Below are 23839 nucleotides of genomic sequence, written 5' to 3'. Positions count from 1 at the left end.
GCCCGATCAGGCCTCCTCTTCCTCGGTTTCGTCGGTGTCTTTGTTCAATTCATCGGGATCGACCCAGCCCAGCATGACGCGTGCGGTCATGACCATGGTCTGCGCTTCTTCCAGCGACACATCAAAGGGTTCCAGCACGCCATCATCCTTGACCCGTTCACCGTTGACAGTGGTCCAGCCACCGGCCAGTTCCCAATCCGCGCAAGTGGCGAAATCTTCCAGCGTCTTGACGCCGTCCTTGCCCAAAGCTTCGAGCATTTGCGGTGTCAAACCTTCGAAATCAATCAGGCTTTGTTCGACGCCAGTTGCAATCGCGGCATCCATCGCCTTTTTCGCCTGCGCCTCTAGGTAGTCGCGGGCACGGGCCTGCAATTCGCCTGCGGTGCCTTCATCGACACCTTCGATCACCAGCAGTTCATCCTGTTCGACATAGGCGACCTCTTCGAGGTTGGTAAAGCCTTCGGCGACCAGCAGCTGGGCAAAGAATTCGTCCAGATCCAGCGTATCCATGAACAGCTTGGTGCGGGTTTCGAATTCGGCCTGACGGCGCTTGGATTCTTCTTCTTCGGTCAGGATGTCGATATCGAGACCTGTCAGCATGCTGGCCAGACGCACGTTCTGACCACGACGACCAATCGCCAAGGACAGCTGTTCATCAGGCACGACGACTTCGATCTTGCCGGCTTCTTCGTCCAGAACGACCTTGGTCACCTCGGCAGGCTGCAGCGCGTTCACAAGGAAGGTCGGCATGTCCTCATTCCACGGAATGATGTCGATCTTTTCGCCCTGCAATTCGTTCACGACCGCCTGCACACGGCTGCCACGCATACCCACACAAGCACCGACCGGGTCGATCGAGCTGTCATAGCTGATCACCGCGATTTTTGCGCGCGACCCGGGGTCACGGGCGACAGCCTTGATCTCGATCACGCCTTCATAGATTTCCGGCACTTCCATCTTGAACAATTCGGCCATGAATTCAGGCGCTGTGCGCGACAGGAAAATCTGCGGCCCGCGCTGTTCACGGCGGACTTCTTTGATGTAGCAGCGGATCCGGTCGTTGGGGCGGTACGCCTCGCGGCCGATCTTTTCGTTGCGGCGCAGCACGGCCTCGCCCGAACCCACGTCAACGATAACGTTGCCGTATTCTTCGCGCTTGACCAGCGCGTTGATGATCGTGCCGGCGCGGTCCTTGAATTCTTCGTATTGCTTGTCACGCTCGGCTTCGCGGACCTTTTGCAGGATCACCTGCTTGGCCGATTGCGCGGCGATCCGGCCCAGTTCAACGGGGGGGACTTCTTCGCTATATTCCTGACCGATCTGGGGGTCGGTCATGTAATCCTTTGCCTGCGCAACGGTGAACTCGGCCTGATAGTTTTCAACGGCGTCATCGGCGACCACGGTGCGCACACGGGTGAATGTCGCGCGACCTGTCTTGCGGTCGATATTCACGCGGATGTCCATTTCCGCGCCGTAACGCGACTTGGCCGCACGGGCGAGCGATTCTTCCATCGCCTCGACCACCAGACCGGGTTCGATGTTCTTTTCGCGGGCCACGGCCTCTGCGGTTTGCAGAAGCTCGAGCTGGTTTGCGGACGTATAGGCCATCAGGTATTCTCCTCGCCATCGATGATGGTTTCAATTTCGTCAAATTGGGTTTCGTCGATCTGGCCCGCATCCTTGCGGCCACGCAGCACGTCGCGGATCAGGTCATCAGTCAGCACAAGCTTGGCATCAGACAGCCATGCGAATTTCAGGCCAATGGTGCCTTCGTCGATATCAATCAGGACTTCGTCACCGTCGATGCCTGCCAGTTCACCCTTGAACCGGCGACGCCCGTCGATCAGTTCTTCGGTCTCGATCTTGGCCTCAAAGCCTTTCCACTGGTCGAAATCTTTCAACCGGGTCAGCGGGCGGTCGATGCCGGGGCTGGACACTTCGAGCGTGTAAACGTCAACAATCGGGTCCTCGACATCCAGCACGGCGCTGATGGCGGTGGAAATCTGCGCGCATTGGTCCACCTCGATGGTGCCATCGGGGCGCTGCACCATGATTTGCAGGGTGCTTTCCTTGCCGGTCATTAGCCGGACGCGCACGACCTCAAACCCCATGTCCTCGATGACGGGGGTGATAATCTCTGCAATCCGGCGGTCAATGGCCGCCTTGGCGATCAAGTCATTCATGGGTTAGTCCCAAGCATAAAAAAACGGGCGCGCGGCCCGTTGATGTTTCCCGGTGGAACCTTGGGGGTGGAAGCCAAGACGCCGCTATTGAAAGTTGTATAGGCCCTGTCGCGCAGGACTGCAAGCGCAATGCAAACGCCCCGCCGATACGGGCGGGGCGTCCATAAAGTGCAGGCGTTTTATGCCAGCGACCAGCGTTCCAGCATGCGGTTGTTATCCATCTGCGCGGTGTTGCCCACCACATCTGGGGTCACAACACGGCTGCTGATCGCCTGAACGAAATTGGCGAACATCGGGATGATCACGCCGCCATCGTCACGCAGGATCTGCTGCATTTCGTAATATTGCTCGCGCCGCTTGTCGGAGTCGAGTTCGGCGCGCGCGGAATATAGCAATTCCTGGAACCGCCCATTGTCCCACTGGCTGTCATTCCATGGCACGCCAGCCTCATACGCGGACGAGAACATCCAGTCTTCGGTTGACCGGCCCGACCAATAAGATGCCGAGAACGGTTTCACCAACCAGACGTTCGACCAATAGCCGTCCGCAGGTTCCTGGATCACGTTGATGTTGATGCCCGCAGATGCAGCGGATGATTGATACAGCTGGGCTGCATCAACAGCGCCTTCAAACGCGGCATTGGATGCCGACAGGTCGATGTTCAGGCTGTCCAGCCCGGCCTGTTTCAGGTGGAACTTTGCACGGTCGGGATCATAGGCCAGCTGTTCCATTTCGGCATGGTAATACTGGTTTGCAGGGCCGATCGGGCTGTCATTGCCAACCTTACCGTGACCAAGCAGGATCTTGTCGACCATTTCCTGACGGTCAACACCGTATTTCAGGGCGCGGCGCACGTTCACATCGTTGAACGGTGCAGACTGGGTCAGCATCGGGAACGTGTAATGCTGGTTGCCCGTGACTTCTTGAATGCTGACATTCGGGTTCGCGCGCAGCAACGGTTCCAGCCGGAAATCGATCCGGTTCACCGCGTCGATCTGGCCGGTCAACAGCGCATTCATCCGCGCGGTGTTGTCGTTGATCGCGATCAGTTCGACCTCGTCAAAGAAACCGGCGCTGTCACCCTTGTAATGATCAGCGACGCGACGCCCGACAAAGCGGACACCGGGGTCAAAGGCCACGACTTCGTACAGGCCTGTGCCGATGCCTTTTGCGATGGATTCTTCGATCTGGCCTGCAGGGTACATCAGCAGGTGATAATCCGACAGCAAATAGGGGAAGTCAGCATTGCCTGCTTCCAGCGTGAACTGAACCTGGTGGTCAGTGATCTTGCGCATCTCGGTGATCGCGGCGACCAGCGGCTGGGCTGCAGATTTGGACCCTTCGGCCACATGCAGTTGCAGCGATTCGATCACGTCGTCAGCGCCGAACGCCTTGCCATTATGGAAGGTCACGCCCTGGCGCAGGTTGAAGGTCCAGACCTTGGCGTCAGGGCTGGCTTCCCAGCTTGTCGCCAGCTCGCCCTGCAGCGATCCGTCAGCCGCGACTTCGGTCAATGCGTCGTAGACGCCGCCAAGGGCTGCCGCGATCATGAACAAGTCCGAATGTGTCCGTCCATCCCAGCTGTCCGACGTGTTCGCGCCACCGATGCCAGCAGTGAACTTGCCGCCCCGGCTTTGCGCACGAAGCGGCATGCCCGAAAGCCCAAGTACGCCAGCGGCGACACCCGTTTTCAGCAATCCACGTCTGCTAATTCCACTCATGTTTTTTTCTCCCTGTTGCACAATGTCGGCCCTTTGGACCATGATTCGATCAAAGTTTATTAACGGCTGCATCGCCGATATTATCAACTCCCCGTTCTGCCAGCAGATTACTCAGCCAGTCAGGGTCCATTTCTGGCACCGACGACAGCAATAGATCGGTGTAGGCATGGTGCGGCGGGCGGAACATCTCGGCCTTGGGGCCTTGTTCCACGACATGCCCGTCTTTCATCACGACGACTTCGTCCGCGATGGCCCGCACCGTCGCCAGATCATGCGTGATGAACATGTAAGACAGGGACAATTCATCCTGTAACCTGGCCAAAAGACGCAATATTCCTTCAGCGACAAGTTGATCCAGCGCTGATGTCACCTCGTCACAGATGATGAAACGCGGTTCGGCGGCCAGCGCACGCGCGATCCCGATGCGCTGTTTCTGCCCGCCCGACAATTCGGACGGCAGGCGATTATAATATTCCGCAGGGTCCAGTTCGATCTGGTTCAGCAAGGCATCGACGCGCTGGCGTTTCGCCTTGCCAGTCAGGCCAAGGTAGAATTGCACCGGCCGCGCGATGATCTGGCCCACGCTCATCCGCGGGTTCAGCGCGGTATCGGCCATCTGATAGATCATCTGGATCTGGCGCAGCTGGTCCTTGCTACGCTTGCGGTAATCGGGGGGCAGGGGCGCACCATCAAACAGGATTTGCCCGGCTATGGGTGGCAGCAACCCGGTGATACAACGCGCCGTAGTGGATTTGCCCGATCCGCTTTCGCCAACCACAGCCACGGTGCGGCCTGCGTGGATGTCAAAACTGACATCATGCAAGACCTTTTCCTTGCCGTAAGCAGCATCGACATTCTGCACAGTGACCAAGGGCACGGTGCTTTTTTGCACGGCGGGTTTGGCTGGGCGTTCAAAGCTGCGCACAGCCCACAGCGATTTGGTGTAATCCTGTACCGGTGCAGTCAGCATGGTGCGGGTATCGGCGGTCTCGACCTCTTCACCGCGCAGCAGCACCTTGATCCGGTCTGCCATCTGCGCCACGACCGCCAGATCATGGGTGATATAGATCGCGGCGGTGTTATATTGCGCGACGATGTCACGAATGGCCGACAGCACCTCGATCTGGGTGGTGACATCCAGCGCAGTGGTCGGTTCGTCAAAGATGATCAGATCGGGACGGCAGGACATCGCCATCGCGGTCATTGCGCGCTGCAACTGGCCGCCCGATACCTGATGCGGATAACGGAACCCGATTTCTTCGGGGTTCGGCAGGCGCAGCTTGCGGTACAGCGCGATCCCATCCTCGGCGCTGTCCTTGCGTCCGGCGATGCCATGCTGCACCGGCGCTTCGACATGCTGGTCGATCAGGCGGTGGGCGGGGTTGAAACTGGCCGCTGCCGATTGCGCGACATAGGCGATCCGCTTGCCCAGCAGGTCACGCTTGACCGCAGCCGAGGCTGTCAGCAGGTCAATCCCGTCGAATTCCACACTGCCACCGCTGATCCGCACGCCGTCACGGGTATAGCCCATCGCGGCCAGCCCCAGCGTGGATTTGCCCGCACCGGATTCGCCGATCAGCCCCAGCACCTGCCCGCGTTGCAGGGTCAGGTTCACACCCTTGATGATGGGCAGCCATGTTTCATCGCTGCGGCCGTCGATGCGGATATCGCGGATCTTGACCAGTGGCGTTGTGTCGGGGGCTTGCGTCATGTCAGTCCTTCAACCCCGAAGACCGGTGCAGCATCCAATCCACCACGAAATTGACCGCAACGGCCAGCAAGGCAATCGCACCAGCGGCCAGCAGGGGCGGCGTTGCCACCATCGGCGCGAATTGTGCAAAATTCACGAAACCGCCCAGATCGCGCACCATCGTCCCCCAATCCGCCAAAGGCGGTTGGATACCCACGCCAAGAAACGACAGTGACGCGATGGTCAGGAACACAAAACAGAACCGCAGCCCGAATTCCGCCAGCAAAGGAGCTGTCGCATTGGGCAGGATTTCCTTGAACATCAGATAGCCCATGCCTTCGCCACGCAGCTTGGCCGCCTCGATGTAATCCATCACGACAATGCTTTGCCCCACAGCGCGGGACAACCGGTAGACGCGGGTGCTGTCGATCACCGCGATGATCAGGATCATGAAATAGGTCTGCGGGATACCCAGCCGCGGCGCCCAGACGCTGGCGATGGTCATCAGCAGCAGCGCAAAGATCAGCGACGGGATCGCCATCAGCACATCAACGATCCGCGACAACAGCTGGTCCAACCAGCCACCCAGCGTCGCCGCCAGAAACCCCATGCTGCCCCCCAGCACAAAGGCGATGACCGTTGTGGCAAAAGCAATACCCACCGTGTTCTGCGCACCATAGATCAGCCGGCTAAGGATATCGCGGCCGATCTGGTCGGTGCCCAGCGGGAAATCGGGGTTGCCGCCCAGCGCGATATCGCCCCCCGGCATGATATTGGCAGGCACGCCACGGATGATTTCGGCCTGACCGTATGGCGCAAGAAAGGACGCGAAGACCGCGACGAACACATAGATCAGGATCATCATGACCCCGAAGGACGCGGTCAGCGGCATGGACCGGAACAGCCGTTTGGTCCCTTTGGTCCCGACATTGCGCCCCAACAGCCGGAACAGCCAAGCACCGATGGTGAAGATGATGAACCCTTCGACCGCGATGCGCAGGAAAAAGAACTTGTTGGCGACCGCCGGATCAGGGCTGCGGCCCTGCAGATAGGCCCAGACCAGCCAGACCAGCGCGGCGACCGCAAAGATATAGCCATAAGCCACACCAAAGGTCATATCGCGGAAATAGGGCGCGCGCCCTGTCGCTACCTGACCCGCGAACCGGAACCCCCAGGCGATCACGGCAAAACCCAGCAATGCAGCGGCGAACCAGATCATTTCGGATGCCTCAGCCGTGGGTTGGACAGGATCGACATGATATCCGCCGTCAGGTTCAACAGGATATAGGCCGCCGCAAAGATCAGACAGCAGGCCTGCACAACCGGAATGTCGCGGAATTTCACGCTGTCCACGAACAACTGCCCGATGCCGGGATAGACGAACACCACCTCGACCACGACGACGCCGGTGATCAGATAGGCCAGGTTGATCGCCACGACATTGATGATCGGCGCCAGCGCATTGGGCAGCGCATGGCGCACGATCACGCGCAGCGGCGACATACCCTTGAGCCGCGCCATTTCGATATAGGGAGATGACAACAGGTTGATGATCGCGGCGCGTGTCATCCGCATCATATGCGCCGTGACAACCAGCGTCAGAGTGAGCGCAGGCAGCAACGTCTTTTCCAGCCTGTCGCTGAACGCCATATCCGCAAAGATATTGGACACCGATGGCAGGATCGGGTTCAGCACGGCCAGAAACAGGATCAGCACATAGGCCAGAAAAAACTCGGGGCTGGAAATCGACGACAGGGTGAAAATATTGGTCGCGCGGTCAAAGACCGAATTGCGGTACAAGGCGGCCAGCACCCCCAGCACCAGCGCGAAAGGCACGGCAATCGCGGCGCTGACGGCGGCCAGGAACATCGTATTGGCGAAACGTGGCGCGATCTGTTGTGCGACGCTGCCTGCGCCGGAATCGGACCCGGTGAAATTGGCAAAGCTCGCCTGCGCAAAGCTCGACCCGAAATCGCCCTGCAACGCCCCACCAAGCCAGCTGAAATACCGCGTGACCATCGGTTGATCGAGGCCCAGATCACGGCGGATCGCAGCAACCGATTCCGGTGTCGCACCTTGGCCCAGAATGGATTGCGCGAAATCACCGGGTAACAGGTTGACCGCGACGAAGATCACAACCGATACAACCAGCAGCGTCAAAAAGCCAAGTGCCAGCCGCTGCAAAATGATCGTCAGGACATTGCCCAAACCAGTTGTTCCCCGTTTACTAGGGAGGACTTTAACGGCTGTGCGGCGTCTGTAAAGATCAAAGCCCCAGGTTGACCCTCTGGGTTGCAAGCGCATCCATGCTGCGCACAAGTTCGGCGCTGATCCCGGGTTCGGACAGCGCATGCCCCGCACGCCCGATCATGACCAGCCGCGCATTTTGCCAGCCCTGCGCCAATTGATAGGCCGAAACGGGCGGACAGATCATGTCGTACCGCCCCTGCACGATGATGCCGGGAATACTTGCGATCTTAGCCATTTGGGCGGGATGCAGGATTTGCTGATCGGCCGACAAAAAACCCGCATTGTGGAAATAATGATTTTCCAACCGCGCAAAGGCGCGGGCGTAATCGGCGGGGCTTTCGCCGGTCAACCCGTCGCTGTCCATCGCGGCCAACGCATTTTCCCATGACGCCCAAGCACGGGCATAGCGGGTTTCGAGCGGCAGATCGCCGGAAAACAGCCGCCGGTGGTATGCAGCGATTAAATCGCCTTGTTCGTCCGCAGGGATCATGCCCGCAAAACGCGCCCAGAGATCAGGCCAGAATTTCCCCGCGCCACCGCCATAGAACCAATCCAGTTCCGGCTGGGTCATCAGAAAGACGCCCCGCAGGGTCAGTGCGGCAACACGCTGGGGGTGCGCCTGCGCATAGATCAGCGCCAGCGTGGCCCCCCATGACCCGCCAAAGACGATCCAGCGGTCGATGCCCAAAGTCTGCCGTATCTGTTCGATATCCGCCACCAGATGCCATGTCGTATTCGCCACGACGCTGGCATGGGGGCGCGACTTGCCACAGCCACGCTGGTCGAACAGCACGATACGGAAAATCGCTGGATCGAAATAGCGCCGCATCGCGGGGCTGCATCCGCCACCGGGGCCGCCATGCAGGACAACAACGGGAATCCCGTCAGGGTTGCCGCATTGTTCGACATAAAGCCGATGACCATCGCCAACATCAAGCACCCGCTGATCAAAGGGATCAACGGGGGGATAAAGGTGGGCACCTTGGCGCTTTTGTCCTACGACTTTGTCCATAGGCATCCTATATCGCGGAATGAAACAAGAAACCATGACCGCCGTAAGCACCGGAGCCAAGAAAATGTCCCCAACCAACACAGTCGACCCGTCCGAAATCGCCAAGTTCGAGGCGATGGCCGCCGAATGGTGGGACTTGAACGGCAAGTTCAAGCCGCTGCACATGATGAACCCCGTCCGGCTCGATTACATCACGCGCCAGATTGCCGCAGAGTTCGGACGCGATTTGCAGGGGCCTGCGCCTTTTGCGGGGCTACGGTTGCTGGATATCGGCTGTGGCGGCGGGTTGCTATGTGAACCGATGGCGCGGCTGGGGGCTGTGGTCGTGGGGGCTGATGCCGCTGCGCGCAACATTCCGGTCGCACAGGTCCATGCCGCGCAATCGGGGCTGGAGATCGACTATCGCCATACCACCGCAGAGGCACTGGCAGAAGCTGGTGAACAATTCGACGTCGTGTTGAACATGGAAGTCGTGGAGCATGTGGCCGATCCGCTTGGCTATCTGACGGCCTGTCAGCAATTGCTGAAACCGGGCGGTTTGCACATCTGCTCAACCATCAACCGCAACCCCAAGTCATTCGCCATGGCGATTGTCGGAGCAGAATGGGTGATGCGCTGGTTGCCAAAAGGCACGCATGAATGGGCGAAGTTCATCACGCCGGATGAATTGTTCGCGCTGCTGGAAAAGGCCGAGTTGGTGCCGGTGGATCGCAAGGGATTCGTGTTCAACCCGCTACGGTTCAGTTGGGCGATCAGTGATCGTGACCTGTCGGTGAATTACGTCACCGCTGCGACCAAGGGCTGAGGTGGGTTCCAAAGAACTTTGATGCCTCCGGCGGGGATAGTTGGGCTAGTCGATCTGGCCAAGTTTGAGCCGCATTTCACGCAGCACCGGCAGGGCGATGCGGACCTTTTCCTCGCCCACTTTAGCCACCGCTTCGGCAATGACGGGGGCGATGGCGGCGATGGCGGCGTCGCGGGCGGACAGGCCTGCTGGGCTGATCGACACCATCTTGCGGCGCGCATCGTCCCAGTCGGGGCGGATATGCACCCAGCCTGCCCATTCCAGTTTGTGCAGCGTGTTCGTCATCGCACCCCGCGTCAGATGGAACGTCTTGGCCAGCTGCGCGGGCGAGCGTTCGGCCCCCGCGTGCGCCAGATGGTTCAGCACGGAGAAATGCGATAATTCCATGCCCTTGGGCAGCACCTTAGCCACAGAGGCGCGCGCCAGCTGATCCACGGCGAGGATTTCGCTGAACAAGGAAACGGCAAGGCTGGTGGCACTATCGGGCATCAGGGACTTTCGAAAGGGCGGTCATGGGTCAGCGCCGGAATGCGCTGCCGTGATTGTGCCACTTGCACAAGGTCAAGATCAAGAATGGCTATGCCAGTTTCTGGACCCATATCCACCAGAACCTCGCCCCAGGGCGAAATCGCCATGCTGTGCCCATAGGTCTGGCGCGGCTTGCCGTGGCGGATCGGATGGCTACCTGTCTGCGCGGCGGCCAGCACATAGCAGCCGGTTTCGATGGCCCGTGCGCGCAGCAGAGGTTCCCAATGCGCAGCCCCCGTGACGGGTGAAAAGGCGGCAGGCACCAACAAGATGTCGGCCCCCGCCTGTGCAAGCGCGCGGTGCAGATAGGCAAAACGGATGTCATAGCAGATCGTCAGGCCGATCCGCGCGAAGGGCGTTTGCGCCACTACCGCCCGATCACCGGGCCGGAACCCCGCCGATTCGCGAAATGTTTCCGTGGCCGAGACATCCACATCGAACATGTGGATCTTGTCATAGCGCGCCACAATCCCCCCGTCCGGCCCGATCAGGAAGGATCGGTTGGCAAACCTTGTGTCGTCACCTTGCGTCTTGAGCGCCAGTGACCCGATCGACAGCCAGATACCCAATTCACGCGCAGTGCTGCGCAATCCGGCCAGCGTGATGTCGTCAGCTTCGGGTTGCAGGACGGCGCGCTGGTGCGCCCGGTCCTGCGAGACGCAATTCGTGACCTCGGGCGTCAGCACGAACCCCGCACCCTGCGCCGCCGCCTGTGCGATGAGGTCACGCGTCGCACCCAGATTGGCGACCGGATCATCGCCAGAACACAGCTGGACCAGTCCTGCCTTCATGCCGACAGCAAGCCATCAAGCTTGCCTTGCCGGTCCAGCGCCATCAGGTCATCGCAGCCGCCGACATGTTTACCGCCGATGAAGATTTGCGGCACCGTGCTGCCGCCTTTGGCGCGCTGGATCATCTCGGCGCGTTTTTCGGGCTGGGCGGTGATGTTCACCTCGGTGAAACTGACGCCCTTACCGGTCAGCACCCGTTTGGCCATGTGGCAAAAGCCGCAGGTGGGTTTGGTGTAGATTTCGATGGTCTGCATGACAGCTCTCCTTTGGCTGTGTCATGTGTGACTTAGGCATCCTTGACGACGCGTGCCAGTGTTATCGTCGAAACCCGGGCTGCGCGACCGTCCAAAAGCGCCTGCGTACAAGCAGCCAGCGTCGCGCCAGAGGTCATCACATCATCGACCAGCAGCACGGGTTTGCCCGTGATCTGCGCCTGTTGCCGCAGGTTCGGGGTGATCTGGCCCGTCAGCGCCGCGAAACGCGCGTCGCGGCTGTGTCCTATGAGGGGGGCTGTCTTGCGCGGGCGCAACAGCGCATCAACGCAGACGGGCCGTTGCAGGTCGCGCGCAATGACCTGCGCCAGCAATGCGGCCTGATTATACCGCCGCCGCAGCAAGCGCATCCAATGGAGCGGGACCGGCACCACAACCGTATCGGGCTGGACCAGCGCGCGTGCCAGCCGCGCCATCCACAGGCCCGCAGGTTCCACCAGATCGGTGCGGTCGCCATGTTTCAGCCCCAGCACCAGTTTGCGCCCAATACCGTTATAAACCAGCGCCGCGCGTCCCCGGTCCCAAGGCCGCGCGATGGCCATGCAATCGTCGCATTGCAGGCGATGACCGTCGCTGTCGCCCGGCAAAGGCGCGCCGCAAGTATCGCAGATCGTGCCGTCGATGAACTGGGTTTCACGCCAGCAGGTCCCGCAAAGTCCGTTCTCGGCCTGTGTCTGGGTTTCGCATGCGACGCATTGCGCCGGATAGATCGCCCTGATCACGCTTTGCATCCGCATCATTGCACCCTACATGGGCGACATGACCATGCCGCCCCCACTTGTTGACCGTAGCGCCTTGCAGCGTCACCGCGCCCGCGCGCAGCCAGACCATCTGTTCTTGCACGAAATCATCGCGGATGAACTGCAGGAAAGACTGATCGAGGTTAACAGAGCGTTTACATCGATGGCGATTGTCACCGGTTTCCCTGATTTCTGGGGCGCGCGCTATCCTGGGGCTGTGATCGTGCCGGACGATGACACATTGGCACTGACGCCCGGTGCGCATGATCTGGTGCTGCATGTGATGGGGCTGCATTGGGCGAATGATCCGGTCGGGCAATTGGTGCAATGCCGCCATGCCTTGCAACCGGACGGGTTGCTGCTGGCGACCTGTCTTGGCGGGCAGACGCTGCACGAATTGCGCACGGCACTGGCCGAGGCGGAAACAGCGGTAGCAGGCGGGCTGTCGCCGCGCGTGGCCCCGATGGGCGAAATCCGCGATCTGGGCGCATTGCTGCAACGCGCGGGGCTGGCGTTGCCGGTGGCGGATGGCACCAAGACGACCGTCAGCTATGCCAATATGTTCCACCTGATGCATGATTTGCGCAAGATGGGGGAAACCAATGCCTTGACCGGCCGTCTGCGGTCAATGACACGGCGCAAGGTGCTGACGCAGGCGTCCAGCATCTATGCCCAGCATTACCGCAATGCCGATAACCGCGTGGATGCCACGTTCGAGATCATCATGCTGACCGGCTGGGCACCTGCCGACACCCAACCACAGCCTTTACGCCCCGGCAGCGCAAAAACCAGCTTGGCCGATGCCTTGGGGGCAAAAGAAATGCCGCTTGACAGGTCCAATGATTGATTTGCTGCGTAAACCATTTAACTGCCGTTCAAATGACGATAATCAAAGGCTCATGACCATGTTCGATGCACATTCATCCGCCGCGACGGAACGCCCTGCGACCTGTCCTGTTCACGCCAACAAGGATCACCCCGCGATCAAACCCGCGCGGGTCGGGATTCTTGTCGCCAATCTTGGCACGCCCGATGCGACGGATTACTGGTCGATGCGGCGGTATCTGAACGAATTTTTGTCGGACAAGCGCGTGGTGGATTATTCTGCCTGGCTTTGGCAGCCACTGTTGCAGCTGATCATTCTGACCAAACGGCCGTTTTCGTCGGGCGCTGCCTATAAATCCATCTGGAACGAAGAGGCCAACGAAAGCCCGCTTTTGACGATCACCAAAGCCCAGACCGCAGCGATCAAGAAACAGATGGTCGAACGTTACGGTGACGATGTGCGCGTCGATTTCTGCATGCGCTATGGCAACCCGTCCACCAAATCCAAAGTCCGCGAAATGGTAGACGCCGGCTGCACCAAGATCCTGTTCTTTCCGCTGTACCCACATTACGCGGGCGCCACATCGGCCACTGCGAACGATCAGTTCTTTCGCGCTCTGATGGATGAAAAATGGCAGCCCATCGCGCGGGTGGTCGAACCCTATTTCGAGGAAACGGCCTATATAGAGGCTTTGGCCCAATCCATCGAAAAGGCCTATGCCGAGATCGAGATCAGGCCGGAAATGCTGATCTGTTCCTATCACGGTGTGCCGGAACGGTATCTGCGCGAAGGCGACCCCTATCATTGCCAGTGCCAGAAAACGACGCGCCTGCTCAAGGAACGGCTGGGTTGGGACAACACCCAAATCAAGACGACGTTCCAGTCGCGGTTCGGCCCCGAAGAATGGCTGAAACCCTATACCGTGAAAGAGGTCGCACGCCTGGCCGAAGAAGATGGCATCAGGCATATCGCGGTCTGCGCCCCCGCCTTTTCCGCCGATTGCATCGAAACGCTGGAAGAGATCAACGAAGAGATCAAGGAAAGCTTTGAAGAAGCAGGCGGCGAGCATTTCACCTATATCCCCTGCCTGAATGATGATGCAGCACATATCGACGCGCTATGTGGCATCATCGACAAGAACCTCAAGGGCTGGCTGGACTGACCGAAAGGACCCAAGGTGAAGATACGCAAGACGGAACATGGTTTGACCGTCGATGCGGCTGACCTTGGCCCCTTGTTGGGTATTGCCGCAGCAGACGTACCCGCCAAGATGCGGGCAGGCGAAATCACCAGCCAATCCGAAACCGGCGTGGACGCAGATGAAGGCAGGATCAGGCTGACTTTTTGGTATGGCGGGCAAAGACTACGTCTGGTCTGCGACACCGAAGGCAATGTACTGACAACCAGTCGCGTCCCGGCGCGCCGAAATCCGCCGCGCGACATCGGCGGGTAACGAACCTTTGTTTGTAGTCGGGTTCCAATCCAGCTAAACCACGGCGACGCGCAACAAAGAGTATCCAGATGCACAGACGCATGATGATTTTCGGCCTTGTCGGAACAGCTGTTTCCGCTTGTGCGACGACAAACCGGCCTTTGGGCCGTGACGGGTTTCCCTTGCCGACGGCTTACATCATCGCACCGGGCGAGGAAGCGACAGTCAAGTTCCGCATGCTCGACAGCGTCAATGCGCTGCGGCAGGCCGGGCGACTTGCGCCAGTCGCGCTTGATGCGCAACTGAATGCTGCCGCAGCGACACATGCGCGCGACATGTCGATCCAGAACCGGCCATGGCTGTTCGGGGCCGACGGGTCCAGCCCCGTGTTACGCGCCCGCCGTGCCGGATTCGAGGGCCGGTTTCTGGGCGAAACAATGTCAGAATCCTATGAATCAGAAATTGCGACTCTCACCGCATGGATGAACGACGAGCGCACACGCGCCGTCATCATGGACCCAGATGCACGATTGATGGGCTTTTCGTGGTTTCAGGAATCAGCAGGCAAATTGTGGTGGGTGCTGAATATGGGTGCTGTCCCCGGTTTCACAGGCGGGTTATCCTGACAGGGTCAGACCCGGCCCGTCACGCATAGATGAATATTTTAGTGCCTAGCTGGACCATGGAATAAACCTCGTCCATTTCGGTATTGCTGACAGCGATACAGCCCCAGGTCCAATCCGGCATCCCGATCCAAGGTGCTGGTGTGCCGTGAATGAAAATATCGCCCCCCGGATGGACACCCATCGCACGGGCGCGCGCGACATCAACGGCGTTCGGATAAGAGATCCCAATCGACAGGTGAAACCGGCTGTTGGGGTTTTGGCGATTGATCACATAGGCCCCTTCAGGCGTACGCCCGTCGCCTTCTTGTTGCTTGTGGTCGCGCGGGTTAAACCCGAGCGCCACATCGTATTGGCGCAGCAGCTTGTCATTATGCAACAACTGCATCTTTCGCTGTTCCTTGAACACCTGAATGCGCGTGACGTCGGGTCCGAAATAAGCCGGGGCATCTTGTTCTGTCGTAGTGGAACACGCTGCAACGCCAGCGGCGGCGCCAATCATCATTGAACGTCTTGAAATCATGTCACTGCCCAAATACGCGGTCTATGGTGCCGCTTGCGTGTTCTTTTATGACAAAATTTTTCTGCAACCTAGCCATATTGATATCGCTAGGGTCATTTTCGTGTGAACGGTGACACGATTTCCACATGCGGCGACCAGCGAAACTGGTCGACGACCTGCACCCAGGGCATCGCAAAGCCAGCATCGACCAGCACCTTGGCGTCGCGGGCAAAAGTCACCGGATTACACGACACCATGACAATGGTCTTGATGTCAGACCGCGCCAATGCGTCGATCTGCGCTTCGGCGCCTGCGCGCGGCGGGTCAATGACCGCAGCGTCATATTTCGCTATCTCATCTGGTTCTAGCGGACGGCGGAACAGGTCGCGCGCTTCGGTCGTCACCTTGCGCAAGGTGCGACCCGCGCGCCAGCCACGGTCAAGCGCAGCTAACATGGCCGTTTCTGATTCCACTGCATGCACCTCGGCCCGCGCGGCAAGCGGCAAAGTGAAGGTACCACAGCCCGCGAACAGATCGACGATACGAGATGCGCCTTGCGTGATGGCGTCGACGGCGGCCAGCAACGCGGCCTCGCCCTGCTTGGTCGCCTGCAAAAATGCGCCGGGTGGTGGCGTCACCTTGGTGCCGCCAAAATTCTGATCGGGCGGGTTGATCGTGACGACGGGTTCGTCGTTCCACACCAGCCGAGACAACCCATGCGCATTGGCCAGGGCGGCAAGCACCACGCGCAGATCGGGGGTCAGGTCCTTGTCGGTGCCAACCAGCACGTCGGCACCCAGTGCCGTCTCGGTCACGGTCAGATCAACCTCGCCCTTGCGCGACGCGGCCAGAATCGTCAGTTCTTGCAGCGCGGGCATGGTCGCAAGCAGCGCAGGCGTCACCAGCTGACAATCTGGCACGTCGATCAGCGTATGCGACGCCCTGCCGTGAAAGCCGACCAGCGCGCCCTTTTTCGTGCGCCGCCCCGCGAATTTTGCCCTGCGCCGCGACTGGGTGGGCGATGTAGCGATCGCGTGGAACACCGGGTGCAGGCCATGGGCCGCAAGCGCGCGCGCAACAATGTCTTGTTTCCAACCTGCGACGAAATCATCGCTGGCATGTTGCATGGCACAGCCACCGCAGCTTTTGAAATGGCGGCACGGCGCCGCGACACGGTCCGCTGACGGCGTGACAATCCGCATGGTCCCGTCTTGGGCAACGTCGATTTCCTCGCCCGGCAGCACGCGCGGGATAAGCGACCGGCCGTCAGAGGCGCGGCCAAGCCCCAGATGGGTCAGGCTTTCGATTGTCAGCATTTATTCCGCAGCATCCTGCACATTGATGAACCCACCCGACTGCCGGTTCCAATAGCGGGCATAAAGCCCAGCCTTAGCCAGCAATGCGTCATGGGTGCCTTGTTCCACAATGCGCCCGCCGTCAAGTACGACAATCCGGTCCATCGCCGCCAATGTGGACAACCGGTGCGCGATGGCGATGACGGTCTTGCCATCCATGATGATGTCGAGCGAATCCTGAATTGCCGCCTCGACCTCGGAATCAAGCGCGCTGGTCGCTTCGTCCAGCACAAGGATCGGTGCGTCTTTCAGGATCGCGCGGGCGATGGCGATGCGCTGGCGCTGGCCGCCCGACAGTTTCACGCCGCGTTCGCCTAGATGGGAATCATACCCCTTGCGCCCTTTGAAATCGCGCAAGGACTGGATAAAGCCATGCGCCTCGGCCTTGGTCGCCGCCGCTTCGACCTCGGCCTGCGTGGCATCGGGCTTGCCATAGCGGATATTGTCGCGGGCAGAGCGGTTGAACATCGCCGTTTCCTGCGTGACCATCGCGATCTGGCGGCGCAGGCTTTCCTGCGTCACGTCGCGGATGTCATGGCCGTCAATCAGGACTTGCCCCTGTTCGGTGTCGTAAAGCCGCAACAGCAAGGCAACCAGCGTGGATTTCCCTGCCCCCGAAGCACCAACGATCCCCAGTTTTTCACCCGAGGCAATCGACAGGCTGACATGGTCAAGGCCCCCCGGCCCACCCCCATAGCTGAAGGTGACATCGCGCAACTCAATCGCGCCACCCTTGGGCTGCAATTGAGCAGCGTCCTGCGCATCGGTCAACTGATGCGCAGGCGACAGGGTTTGCATCGCATCCTCGATCTCGCCCACATTGGCGTAGATACCCATCAACGTGAAACTGACCCAGCCGGTCATCTGCGCCAGGCGCAGCGAAATGGCACCGGCAGCGGCAATATCACCCGCAGTCGCGGCACCGACCGACCAGAAATAAAGCGTCGTGCCCACCAACAGCACGGGCAACAGCCCGCCCAGCCCCATCAGCCAGAACCGGAAAGATGTGGACAACCAGCCGAAATGCACGGCGGACCCCCAATAGGTTTCCATCGCATCGGTGGCGGCGCGATCCTCGAATGCATCATGCGCGAACAGTTTGACCGTCTTGATATTGGTGATCGTATCGACAACCTGACCTGTGACCATCGCCCGTTTGGCGGCGCGCGCCTGCGACCGCGTACGGATACGCGGCATGTAGAAGGTGATCAGCCAGATATACCCCAGCACCCACAGCGCCAGCACACCCGCCGTGCGGTAATCAATCGTCAGCAGCAGCACGACCGACCCCACCAGCGAAGCCAGCGCATAGGCAACCGTCTGGATCATATCGACCACGAAATCTGTCGTCGCCCGCGCGCCCTGCATCTGTTTCTGCGCGATCCGTCCCGCAAAATCATTGTCAAAGAACGTGACCGACTGGCCCAAGGAATGACGGTGCAAACGCGACAGCACGAGGTTGTTCAGCGCAGGCCCCAGCACAACGCCTTGGAACATCCCCGACAGGCCAAGGATCACAGGCCGCAGGATCACGAAAAACGCTCCGACACCGGCCAGTAACCACAGGTTCGTGCTGAAATATGATTGCATGTCACTGCCGATGGCGGCGTCGATCACCCAACCCAGCATTAGCGCGGTTGCGACCTCTAGCAGGCCTGCAAGTGCGGATACGACAGCCCCCAGCCCGATAACCGGCATCGCCCCGCCCAGACACCAGCGCAAAAACGCCATCAGCGTCTGCGGTGGCGGCCCTACGGCGCGCTCAAAAGGGTTGATCCAGCGTTCAGGTTTCACGATGCATCTTGCCCCAGAAACCCGCCAGATTGCCGTGCCCAGAACCGCGCATATTGCCCGCCCTGCGCCAGCAACGCGTCATGCGTGCCATCCTCGATGATGCGGCCTTGGTCCATGACGATGATCCTGTCCATCTGCGCGATTGTCGAAAGCCGGTGCGCGATTGCGATTACCGTCTTGCCAGCCATCATCCCGTAAAGTGTTTGCTGAATGGCGGCCTCTACTTCACTATCTAGCGCGCTGGTCGCTTCGTCCAACAACAAGATCGGTGCATCTTTCAACATCACGCGTGCAAGAGCGATCCGCTGACGCTGTCCACCCGACAGCTTGACACCCCTTTCGCCAACACGCGCGGCGTAAGCTTGGTTTCCTTCGCTGTCCTCCAGCCCAAGGATGAAATCATGCGCCTCGGCCTGTTTTGCGGCGGCGATCATCTGGTCCTCGGTGGCTTCGGGGTGGCCGTATAGGATGTTTTCGCGCACCGACCTATGCAGCAAGGATGAATCCTGCTGGACCATCCCGATGGCACGGCGCAGGCTGTCTTGCGTAACGGTCGCGATGTCCTGTCCATCGATGGCGATGCAGCCTTGTTCGATATCGTAGAACCGCAACAGCAGCTTGACCAAAGTCGATTTGCCCGCGCCAGACTGGCCCACAAGCCCGACCTTTTCACCGGGGGCAATTTGCAGATTGATCCGGTCCAGCCCGCCTTTTTCACGCCCGTAATGATGCGACAGATCACTGATCGTGACCGCGCCCGCCGTAACGCGCAGGTCATCGCGTGAGCGGTCCAGCAGCGTGACTGGCTGCGCAATCGTCTGCATCCCTTCGGCGACCACGCCAAGTTCGCGGAAAAAGTTGCTGATCGCCCACATGATCCAGCCCGACATCGCGTTCAGCCGCAGGGTCAGCGATGTGGCCACCGCAACCACACCCAGCGTGGCCGTACCACCCCCCCCACAACCAGATCGCCCAGCCAACGACCCCCACGATCAACACGCCGTTCAGCAACATCAGAACCACATCCATCAGCGTATAAAGCCGCATTTCATGCTGGAACGTGCGGCGCGCGTTTTCGATCGCATCTTTGGCATAGGCAATTTCACTGTCGTGATGCGCGAACATCTTGACCGAATGGATATTGGTATAGCTGTCGACGACGCGCCCCGTCACCACGCTGCGCGCGTTTGACGATGCCTCTGACGCGGGGCCAATCCGGCGCACGACCCAAGCCAGCAGAAACAGATATGGCAGCAGCCAGACCATCAGGGGCAGGATCAACCGCATATCGGCATCACCCAACAGGATGATCGCCCCGATGATATAGGCGATGGCAAAAGTGATCGCATCGAACAACTGAAACACGACCTCGCCCGCAGCGGGCGGGGTCTGCATGATCCGGTTGGCGATGCGGCCTGCAAAATCATCCTCGAACCAACCGACGGACTGGCGCAGCACATGGCGATGCGCGCGCCAGCGCACCAAGGTGCCAAAATTCGGCAAGATCGTGTTGTTCAGCAACATCACCTGCAACACATGTACCGCAGGCCGCAGCGTCAGGATGAACAGCGCGACAAGAATCAGTTCAGTACCGCTATCCGCCCAAACCTCGGACGGGGTGCCACCTTGCAGGATGTCGATCAGCCGCCCCAGATAGGAAATCAGCCAGATTTCCACCGCCGCCACAACGACCGACAACGCCCCTGTCACCCAGAAAACCGCGCGAAACGGTTCTGCATAAGCGCGCAGAAACGGAAATAGCCGCTTGGGCGGCGTGTCGGTCTCCTGATACGGGGTATAGGGATCGACCAGTTCTTCGAAAAACCGGAACATGATGTCTGCCTTGGGATGTAGATGCCCCTGATACAGGTCTTTGCGCGAAAGGAAAACTATCCGCGCAACCGCAGGAGTAATTCTGTTTTTGTCAGCGTGAAACCTGACGCGATCCAGGCTGCCTCGGCCTTTTTCATCGCCTGCCCCAAGGCTGGCCCGTGCAGGTCCGGCATCAGGTCAACGGCTTGCAGGGGAAAGGTCTGGCTGGCTGCGAATTGCGCGTTTTTGTCTATATTAGTGTCTAGTTCCTGCCCCAGAACGGCCGCCGTGATCGCTGCCGTGTTGATCGCGGCCTCAGCCCCGTGGCGATAAGCAAGCTCCGATACGGGAAGATCGGAACGCATATGCTCCAGCGTCAGCGCATCCCGTTTGGACAAACGCAGCGCCCCTACCGGATCACCGCCCAGCGCACCCAGACGACGGATTGGCGAGGGTAAAAGGCCCACCGCAGCCTCGATATGGACCAGAACGGCAAGCGGGGCGGCGTCCGCCCCTGGCAGGATTTGACCCAGCACACCCGCCGCCGCCATCGACGCCACAGCAGGGGCGGGATCAGGAGCCGCCAGCAGCTTGAGCATTTCTGCCGTGACGCGTTCACGCGACAAGCTGGCAAGACCGTCGGTATTGGCGGCACAGGCGGCCAGCGCATCGGGATCGATTCCATCTGCCCCGTACCATGCATGAAACCGGAAAAACCGCAGGATACGCAGATAATCTTCCCTGATCCGCTGTTCCGCATCTTCGATGAACCGGACACGGTGGGCAAACAGATCAGGCAATCCGCCCAAGGGATCGACGACCATACCATCGGGTCCCGCATAAAGCGCGTTCATCGTGAAATCGCGGCGGCGCGCATCCTCGAGCATGGTATCGGCAAAGGCGACGACAGCGCGCCTGCCATCCGTTGCCACATCGCGACGAAAGGTCGTCACCTCGAAAGGGGTGTTTTTGGCAATAATAGTGACTGTTCCATGGTCGATTCCGGTAGGGATCACCTTCAGCCCTGCCGCCTTGGCAAGCTGTGTGACACCATCAGGCCGTGCATCCGTCGTCAGGTCCAGATCGGCGACAGGCGCGCCCAGCAGCGCGTTACGCACGCAACCGCCGACGAACCACGCCTGATAGCCCGCATCCGTCAAAAGGCGGCACACCAGTTGAGCGGCAGGATCGGCCAACCATGCGCCCGTGACGCGTGTCATGACACGCGGTCCGCAAAGGCACGCAAGATACGCGCAGTTGCACCCCAAATGTAATAGGGTCCGTATGGCACGGCGTAATATAACCGCTTGCACCCCTGCCAATGTCGGCCTTCGGTGCGGTACTGCGCTGGGTTGGCCAGATGGGCAAAAGGCACCTCGAACACCTCGCTAACCTCGTTCGCCTCTGGCGTGGCGTCAAAAGGGCCATGGACCACCGCCAGAACAGGCGTGATCAGATAGCCCGTCACCGTCTGGTGCGGTGGCAAAACACCCAGCACATCAACCTGATCGGACAGCAGGCCAATTTCCTCATGCGCTTCGCGCAGGGCGGCGGCGGTCAGGGTCAGATCGCCTGCATCCTGCTTGCCCCCGGCAAAGGCGATCTGACCGGGGTGGTGTTTCAACCGCGCAGACCGCTTGGTCAGGATCACGGTTTCCGTTTCGGCCCGCACGGCAAACAACACTGCCGCGGGCGTCAATTGCACCTGCGGCAGCGCGATATCGAGATTGAGGTCGAAATCACTGGATGCGCGCCCCTCGCGGGCCAGCGCATCCGTCAGGCGATGATACAGATCAGGCACTGGTATCCTTGGCTTCAAAGCCAAGGGTTTCCGGCGCAAACACGTAATGCGCCCCACAGAACTGGCAGTCGGCGGTCACATTGCCTTCGTCCGTCGTCATTGTTCTGATATCTTTGGCCGAATAGATCGACAGACTTTGGCGCACGCGGGCTTCCGAACAGGTACAGCCAAAGGTGATGGGCTGCGCGTCATAGACACGCGGGCCTTCTTCATGGAACAGGCGCACCAACAGGTCGGTCGGCGTGACAATTGGCCCGATCAGTTCGAGATCATCAACAGTATCCAGCAAGATATTCGCGCGGGTCCAGTTTTCGCCTTCATCATCGGACAAAAGATCGACTGCGTCCAGCAATCCCTGTTCGCCTGACCCGCCTTCGCCGCTGGCAAAGGGTGATGCCTTGGGCATGTGCTGCAACATGACGCCACCGGCGCGCCAATGTGCGGCTTCACCGGGGGTCTGGCTGCGGCCATAGGTCAGCGCGAAACGGGTCGGGATCTGTTCGGATTGTGCGAAATAGGTCTGTGCACAGGCCGACAACGACCCCCCAGCCAAGGGCGTGATCCCCTGATATGGCGTCGTGCCTTCGCCCTGATCGACCAGAATCGCGAAATAGCCATTGCCGACATGGCTGAACGGTTCAGCATCATGGTTCAACCGATCCGCATCATAAGACGCGTAAGCGCGGATACGCGCAGGCTGGCCGTCATCAGTCGGGCCATAGTAATCAGTCGCGATCAACCGCGCCGCCCCCGACCCGCGCACCTGCAAAGACAGTTTCCAGCGTAATTTCATCGTTTGGCCGATCAACGCGGTCAACAGCGCCATTTCGGCCACCAAAGCCTCGATTACGGGAGGATAGTCGTGCTGTTTCAAAACCTGTTCCAGCACGCCATCAAGGCGGGCGACCCGACCACGGATGTCGGATGCGTCAAGTTGGAACGGCAGGACGGTATCGTCCCAAGCGATTTTGGCGCTGAGGCTCATGGGCTTTCCTTACATGTCAGGAATTGGCATACCGCGCCTATATAGGCGGGGCAACCCGGCGTCCAAGAGGCAAGCTATGATCAAACGGTATGGCACGGTCCCAAAAGCAGGTCAGCGCTACACGACGCGCGCGGGGGTTTACGCAATCCTGCCACGCGGCGGCAAATTGTTACTGACCTACCAAGGCGACCCACATTTCGAGGTCCAATTGCCAGGCGGCGGCATCGACCCCGGCGAAAGCCCGTTGCGCGCGCTCCACCGCGAGGTGTTCGAAGAAACCGGATACCGCATCGCCGCCCCCCGCAAGCTGGGCACATTCCGGCGGTTTACCTTCATGCCGGAATACGATCTTTGGGCCGAAAAGCTGTGCCATATCTATCTGGCCCAGCCTGTCCGCCCGCATGGCCCGCCGCGCGAGCCGGGACATATGGCGATCTGGATGTCCCCTGCAGAAGCGCTGGCAGAGCTGTACAACGACGGCGATGCCGCATTTGTGGCGCAACACGCCTAGGCACGCTGCCCAGAACTTTGTGGGGCGGGACAGCTTGGAGCCTCCGGCGGGGATATTTTCTTCTCGAACGATGAGGAAAGAATGCTGCAAACCGCTAAACTTTCTTCAAATCTGACACGCTCCATTTCGTTCGAGCCCAAATATCCCCGCCGGAGGCCCTTCTGCGTCGCAGACGCAGGAGGATCGGGCACATCCTTGCCCCTTCC

General features: G+C 59.8%; 23 protein-coding genes and 1 pseudogene. 6 read left to right on the top strand and 18 right to left on the bottom strand.

Features of this window, described 5'->3' with window-relative positions; all coding sequences use genetic code 11:
- Positions 1-6: 6 nt before the first annotated feature.
- From nusA to pip, 7 genes are all read right to left on the bottom strand, one after another.
- Complete coding sequence (gene nusA, locus ACPF9B_RS13810) at positions 7-1608, bottom strand: transcription termination factor NusA (RefSeq protein WP_007206277.1); 1602 nt, start codon at positions 1606-1608, stop codon at positions 7-9.
- Positions 1608-2183 carry a ribosome maturation factor RimP gene (gene rimP, locus ACPF9B_RS13805; protein ID WP_424178108.1) on the bottom strand — a complete coding sequence of 192 codons (576 nt, stop codon included), beginning with the start codon at positions 2181-2183 and terminating at the stop codon, positions 1608-1610. The genes nusA and rimP overlap by 1 nt, the downstream gene beginning before the upstream one ends.
- 179 nt (positions 2184-2362) lie before the next feature.
- Entirely contained in the window at positions 2363-3904 is a 1542-nt protein-coding gene (locus ACPF9B_RS13800) for an ABC transporter substrate-binding protein (RefSeq protein ID WP_040482957.1), read from the bottom strand.
- A gap of 49 nt (positions 3905-3953) precedes the next feature.
- Positions 3954-5615, bottom strand: a complete 1662-nt coding sequence (locus tag ACPF9B_RS13795) for an ABC transporter ATP-binding protein (RefSeq protein WP_424178106.1) — start codon at positions 5613-5615, stop codon at positions 3954-3956.
- Between the two features lies 1 nt (position 5616).
- Positions 5617-6813 carry an ABC transporter permease gene (locus tag ACPF9B_RS13790; protein ID WP_424178104.1) on the bottom strand — a complete coding sequence of 399 codons (1197 nt, stop codon included), beginning with the start codon at positions 6811-6813 and terminating at the stop codon, positions 5617-5619.
- Positions 6810-7802 carry an ABC transporter permease gene (locus ACPF9B_RS13785; protein WP_213395922.1) on the bottom strand — a complete coding sequence of 331 codons (993 nt, stop codon included), beginning with the start codon at positions 7800-7802 and terminating at the stop codon, positions 6810-6812. Before ACPF9B_RS13785 ends, ACPF9B_RS13790 begins: the two co-directional genes overlap by 4 nt.
- Before the next feature lie 58 nt (positions 7803-7860).
- A complete protein-coding gene (gene pip / locus ACPF9B_RS13780) occupies positions 7861-8856 on the bottom strand; it encodes a prolyl aminopeptidase (protein WP_424178101.1) in 996 nt (331 codons plus the stop codon).
- Positions 8857-8920: 64 nt separating this feature from the next.
- Here pip and ubiG point away from each other — a divergent pair, with 64 nt between their 5' ends.
- Positions 8921-9661 (top strand): bifunctional 2-polyprenyl-6-hydroxyphenol methylase/3-demethylubiquinol 3-O-methyltransferase UbiG, encoded by a 741-nt coding sequence (gene ubiG / locus ACPF9B_RS13775; protein ID WP_424178099.1) that lies wholly within the window; start codon positions 8921-8923, stop codon positions 9659-9661.
- A 45-nt stretch (positions 9662-9706) separates the two neighbouring features.
- Here the strand turns inward: ubiG and ACPF9B_RS13770 are convergent, their stop codons facing one another.
- Genes ACPF9B_RS13770 through ACPF9B_RS13755 form a run of 4 tightly spaced genes read right to left on the bottom strand, consistent with a single transcriptional unit; the run spans position 9707 to position 11992 of the window.
- A complete protein-coding gene (locus tag ACPF9B_RS13770) occupies positions 9707-10150 on the bottom strand; it encodes a MarR family winged helix-turn-helix transcriptional regulator (RefSeq protein ID WP_424178097.1) in 444 nt (147 codons plus the stop codon).
- The gene (locus tag ACPF9B_RS13765; RefSeq protein WP_424178095.1) at positions 10150-10980 is read right to left on the bottom strand and encodes a carbon-nitrogen hydrolase family protein; all 831 of its coding nucleotides are present in this window, start codon (positions 10978-10980) and stop codon (positions 10150-10152) included. The genes ACPF9B_RS13770 and ACPF9B_RS13765 overlap by 1 nt, the downstream gene beginning before the upstream one ends.
- Positions 10977-11234: a glutaredoxin 3 gene (gene grxC, locus ACPF9B_RS13760; protein ID WP_424178093.1), complete on the bottom strand. Its 258-nt coding sequence runs from the start codon at positions 11232-11234 to the stop codon at positions 10977-10979. Before grxC ends, ACPF9B_RS13765 begins: the two co-directional genes overlap by 4 nt.
- Before the next feature lie 32 nt (positions 11235-11266).
- Complete coding sequence (locus tag ACPF9B_RS13755) at positions 11267-11992, bottom strand: double zinc ribbon domain-containing protein (RefSeq protein ID WP_424178091.1); 726 nt, start codon at positions 11990-11992, stop codon at positions 11267-11269.
- Between the two features lie 10 nt (positions 11993-12002).
- Here ACPF9B_RS13755 and ACPF9B_RS13750 point away from each other — a divergent pair, with 10 nt between their 5' ends.
- The 4 genes from ACPF9B_RS13750 to ACPF9B_RS13735 all read left to right on the top strand — a co-directional run bounded on the left by ACPF9B_RS13750 (position 12003) and on the right by ACPF9B_RS13735 (position 14876).
- Positions 12003-12839 (top strand): SAM-dependent methyltransferase, encoded by an 837-nt coding sequence (locus ACPF9B_RS13750; RefSeq protein ID WP_424178089.1) that lies wholly within the window; start codon positions 12003-12005, stop codon positions 12837-12839.
- A 52-nt stretch (positions 12840-12891) separates the two neighbouring features.
- Entirely contained in the window at positions 12892-13980 is a 1089-nt protein-coding gene (gene hemH, locus ACPF9B_RS13745; RefSeq protein WP_007206290.1) for a ferrochelatase, read from the top strand.
- Between the two features lie 15 nt (positions 13981-13995).
- Positions 13996-14271, top strand: a complete 276-nt coding sequence (locus tag ACPF9B_RS13740) for a DUF6522 family protein (protein WP_007206291.1) — start codon at positions 13996-13998, stop codon at positions 14269-14271.
- 68 nt (positions 14272-14339) lie between these two features.
- Positions 14340-14876 (top strand): CAP domain-containing protein, encoded by a 537-nt coding sequence (locus ACPF9B_RS13735; protein WP_424178087.1) that lies wholly within the window; start codon positions 14340-14342, stop codon positions 14874-14876.
- A gap of 19 nt (positions 14877-14895) precedes the next feature.
- Here the strand turns inward: ACPF9B_RS13735 and ACPF9B_RS13730 are convergent, their stop codons facing one another.
- From ACPF9B_RS13730 to ACPF9B_RS13700, 7 genes and pseudogenes are all read right to left on the bottom strand, one after another.
- On the bottom strand, positions 14896-15378 hold the full coding sequence (locus ACPF9B_RS13730) for a L,D-transpeptidase family protein (RefSeq protein ID WP_007206293.1): 483 nt from the start codon (positions 15376-15378) through the stop codon (positions 14896-14898).
- A gap of 110 nt (positions 15379-15488) precedes the next feature.
- Positions 15489-16691 carry a class I SAM-dependent RNA methyltransferase gene (locus ACPF9B_RS13725; RefSeq protein WP_424178084.1) on the bottom strand — a complete coding sequence of 401 codons (1203 nt, stop codon included), beginning with the start codon at positions 16689-16691 and terminating at the stop codon, positions 15489-15491.
- Positions 16692-18524, bottom strand: coding sequence for an ABC transporter ATP-binding protein (locus ACPF9B_RS13720; protein ID WP_424178082.1), 1833 nt, complete (start codon positions 18522-18524; stop codon positions 16692-16694). It lies immediately after the preceding gene.
- A pseudogene (locus ACPF9B_RS13715) lies at positions 18521-20357 on the bottom strand (ABC transporter ATP-binding protein). The gene ACPF9B_RS13720 and the pseudogene ACPF9B_RS13715 overlap by 4 nt, the downstream one beginning before the upstream one ends.
- Before the next feature lie 56 nt (positions 20358-20413).
- The gene (locus ACPF9B_RS13710; protein WP_424178080.1) at positions 20414-21556 is read right to left on the bottom strand and encodes a CCA tRNA nucleotidyltransferase; all 1143 of its coding nucleotides are present in this window, start codon (positions 21554-21556) and stop codon (positions 20414-20416) included.
- Entirely contained in the window at positions 21553-22137 is a 585-nt protein-coding gene (locus ACPF9B_RS13705) for a CoA pyrophosphatase (RefSeq protein ID WP_424178078.1), read from the bottom strand. Before ACPF9B_RS13705 ends, ACPF9B_RS13710 begins: the two co-directional genes overlap by 4 nt.
- Positions 22130-23122, bottom strand: a complete 993-nt coding sequence (locus tag ACPF9B_RS13700) for an Hsp33 family molecular chaperone HslO (protein ID WP_007206299.1) — start codon at positions 23120-23122, stop codon at positions 22130-22132. Before ACPF9B_RS13700 ends, ACPF9B_RS13705 begins: the two co-directional genes overlap by 8 nt.
- 76 nt (positions 23123-23198) lie before the next feature.
- On the opposite strand from ACPF9B_RS13700, the gene ACPF9B_RS13695 reads away from it, so the two are divergent.
- Complete coding sequence (locus ACPF9B_RS13695) at positions 23199-23633, top strand: NUDIX hydrolase (RefSeq protein ID WP_007206300.1); 435 nt, start codon at positions 23199-23201, stop codon at positions 23631-23633.
- Positions 23634-23839: the final 206 nt, after the last annotated feature.

Source organism: Yoonia sp. TsM2_T14_4, from assembly GCF_049602355.1.
In the GTDB taxonomy this organism is placed as follows: Bacteria; Pseudomonadota; Alphaproteobacteria; order Rhodobacterales; family Rhodobacteraceae; genus Yoonia; species Yoonia vestfoldensis_A.
This window is presented reverse-complemented; position numbering and strand designations above follow the sequence as displayed.

Excerpts from the sequence above, each read along its gene's own strand:
- nusA (WP_007206277.1), bottom strand. The coding sequence starts at position 1,608 with ATGGCCTATACGTCCGCAAACCAGCTCGAGCTTCTGCAAACCGCAGAG.
- rimP (WP_424178108.1), bottom strand. The coding sequence starts at position 2,183 with ATGAATGACTTGATCGCCAAGGCGGCCATTGACCGCCGGATTGCAGAG.
- ACPF9B_RS13800 (WP_040482957.1), bottom strand. The coding sequence starts at position 3,904 with ATGAGTGGAATTAGCAGACGTGGATTGCTGAAAACGGGTGTCGCCGCT.
- ACPF9B_RS13795 (WP_424178106.1), bottom strand. The coding sequence starts at position 5,615 with ATGACGCAAGCCCCCGACACAACGCCACTGGTCAAGATCCGCGATATC.
- ACPF9B_RS13790 (WP_424178104.1), bottom strand. The coding sequence starts at position 6,813 with ATGATCTGGTTCGCCGCTGCATTGCTGGGTTTTGCCGTGATCGCCTGG.
- pip (WP_424178101.1), bottom strand. The coding sequence starts at position 8,856 with ATGGACAAAGTCGTAGGACAAAAGCGCCAAGGTGCCCACCTTTATCCC.
- ubiG (WP_424178099.1), top strand. The coding sequence starts at position 8,921 with ATGTCCCCAACCAACACAGTCGACCCGTCCGAAATCGCCAAGTTCGAG.
- ACPF9B_RS13770 (WP_424178097.1), bottom strand. The coding sequence starts at position 10,150 with ATGCCCGATAGTGCCACCAGCCTTGCCGTTTCCTTGTTCAGCGAAATC.
- ACPF9B_RS13765 (WP_424178095.1), bottom strand. The coding sequence starts at position 10,980 with ATGAAGGCAGGACTGGTCCAGCTGTGTTCTGGCGATGATCCGGTCGCC.
- grxC (WP_424178093.1), bottom strand. The coding sequence starts at position 11,234 with ATGCAGACCATCGAAATCTACACCAAACCCACCTGCGGCTTTTGCCAC.
- ACPF9B_RS13755 (WP_424178091.1), bottom strand. The coding sequence starts at position 11,992 with ATGATGCGGATGCAAAGCGTGATCAGGGCGATCTATCCGGCGCAATGC.
- ACPF9B_RS13750 (WP_424178089.1), top strand. The coding sequence starts at position 12,003 with ATGGGCGACATGACCATGCCGCCCCCACTTGTTGACCGTAGCGCCTTG.
- hemH (WP_007206290.1), top strand. The coding sequence starts at position 12,892 with ATGACCATGTTCGATGCACATTCATCCGCCGCGACGGAACGCCCTGCG.
- ACPF9B_RS13735 (WP_424178087.1), top strand. The coding sequence starts at position 14,340 with ATGCACAGACGCATGATGATTTTCGGCCTTGTCGGAACAGCTGTTTCC.
- ACPF9B_RS13730 (WP_007206293.1), bottom strand. The coding sequence starts at position 15,378 with ATGATGATTGGCGCCGCCGCTGGCGTTGCAGCGTGTTCCACTACGACA.
- ACPF9B_RS13725 (WP_424178084.1), bottom strand. The coding sequence starts at position 16,691 with ATGCTGACAATCGAAAGCCTGACCCATCTGGGGCTTGGCCGCGCCTCT.
- ACPF9B_RS13710 (WP_424178080.1), bottom strand. The coding sequence starts at position 21,556 with ATGACACGCGTCACGGGCGCATGGTTGGCCGATCCTGCCGCTCAACTG.
- ACPF9B_RS13700 (WP_007206299.1), bottom strand. The coding sequence starts at position 23,122 with ATGAGCCTCAGCGCCAAAATCGCTTGGGACGATACCGTCCTGCCGTTC.
- ACPF9B_RS13695 (WP_007206300.1), top strand. The coding sequence starts at position 23,199 with ATGATCAAACGGTATGGCACGGTCCCAAAAGCAGGTCAGCGCTACACG.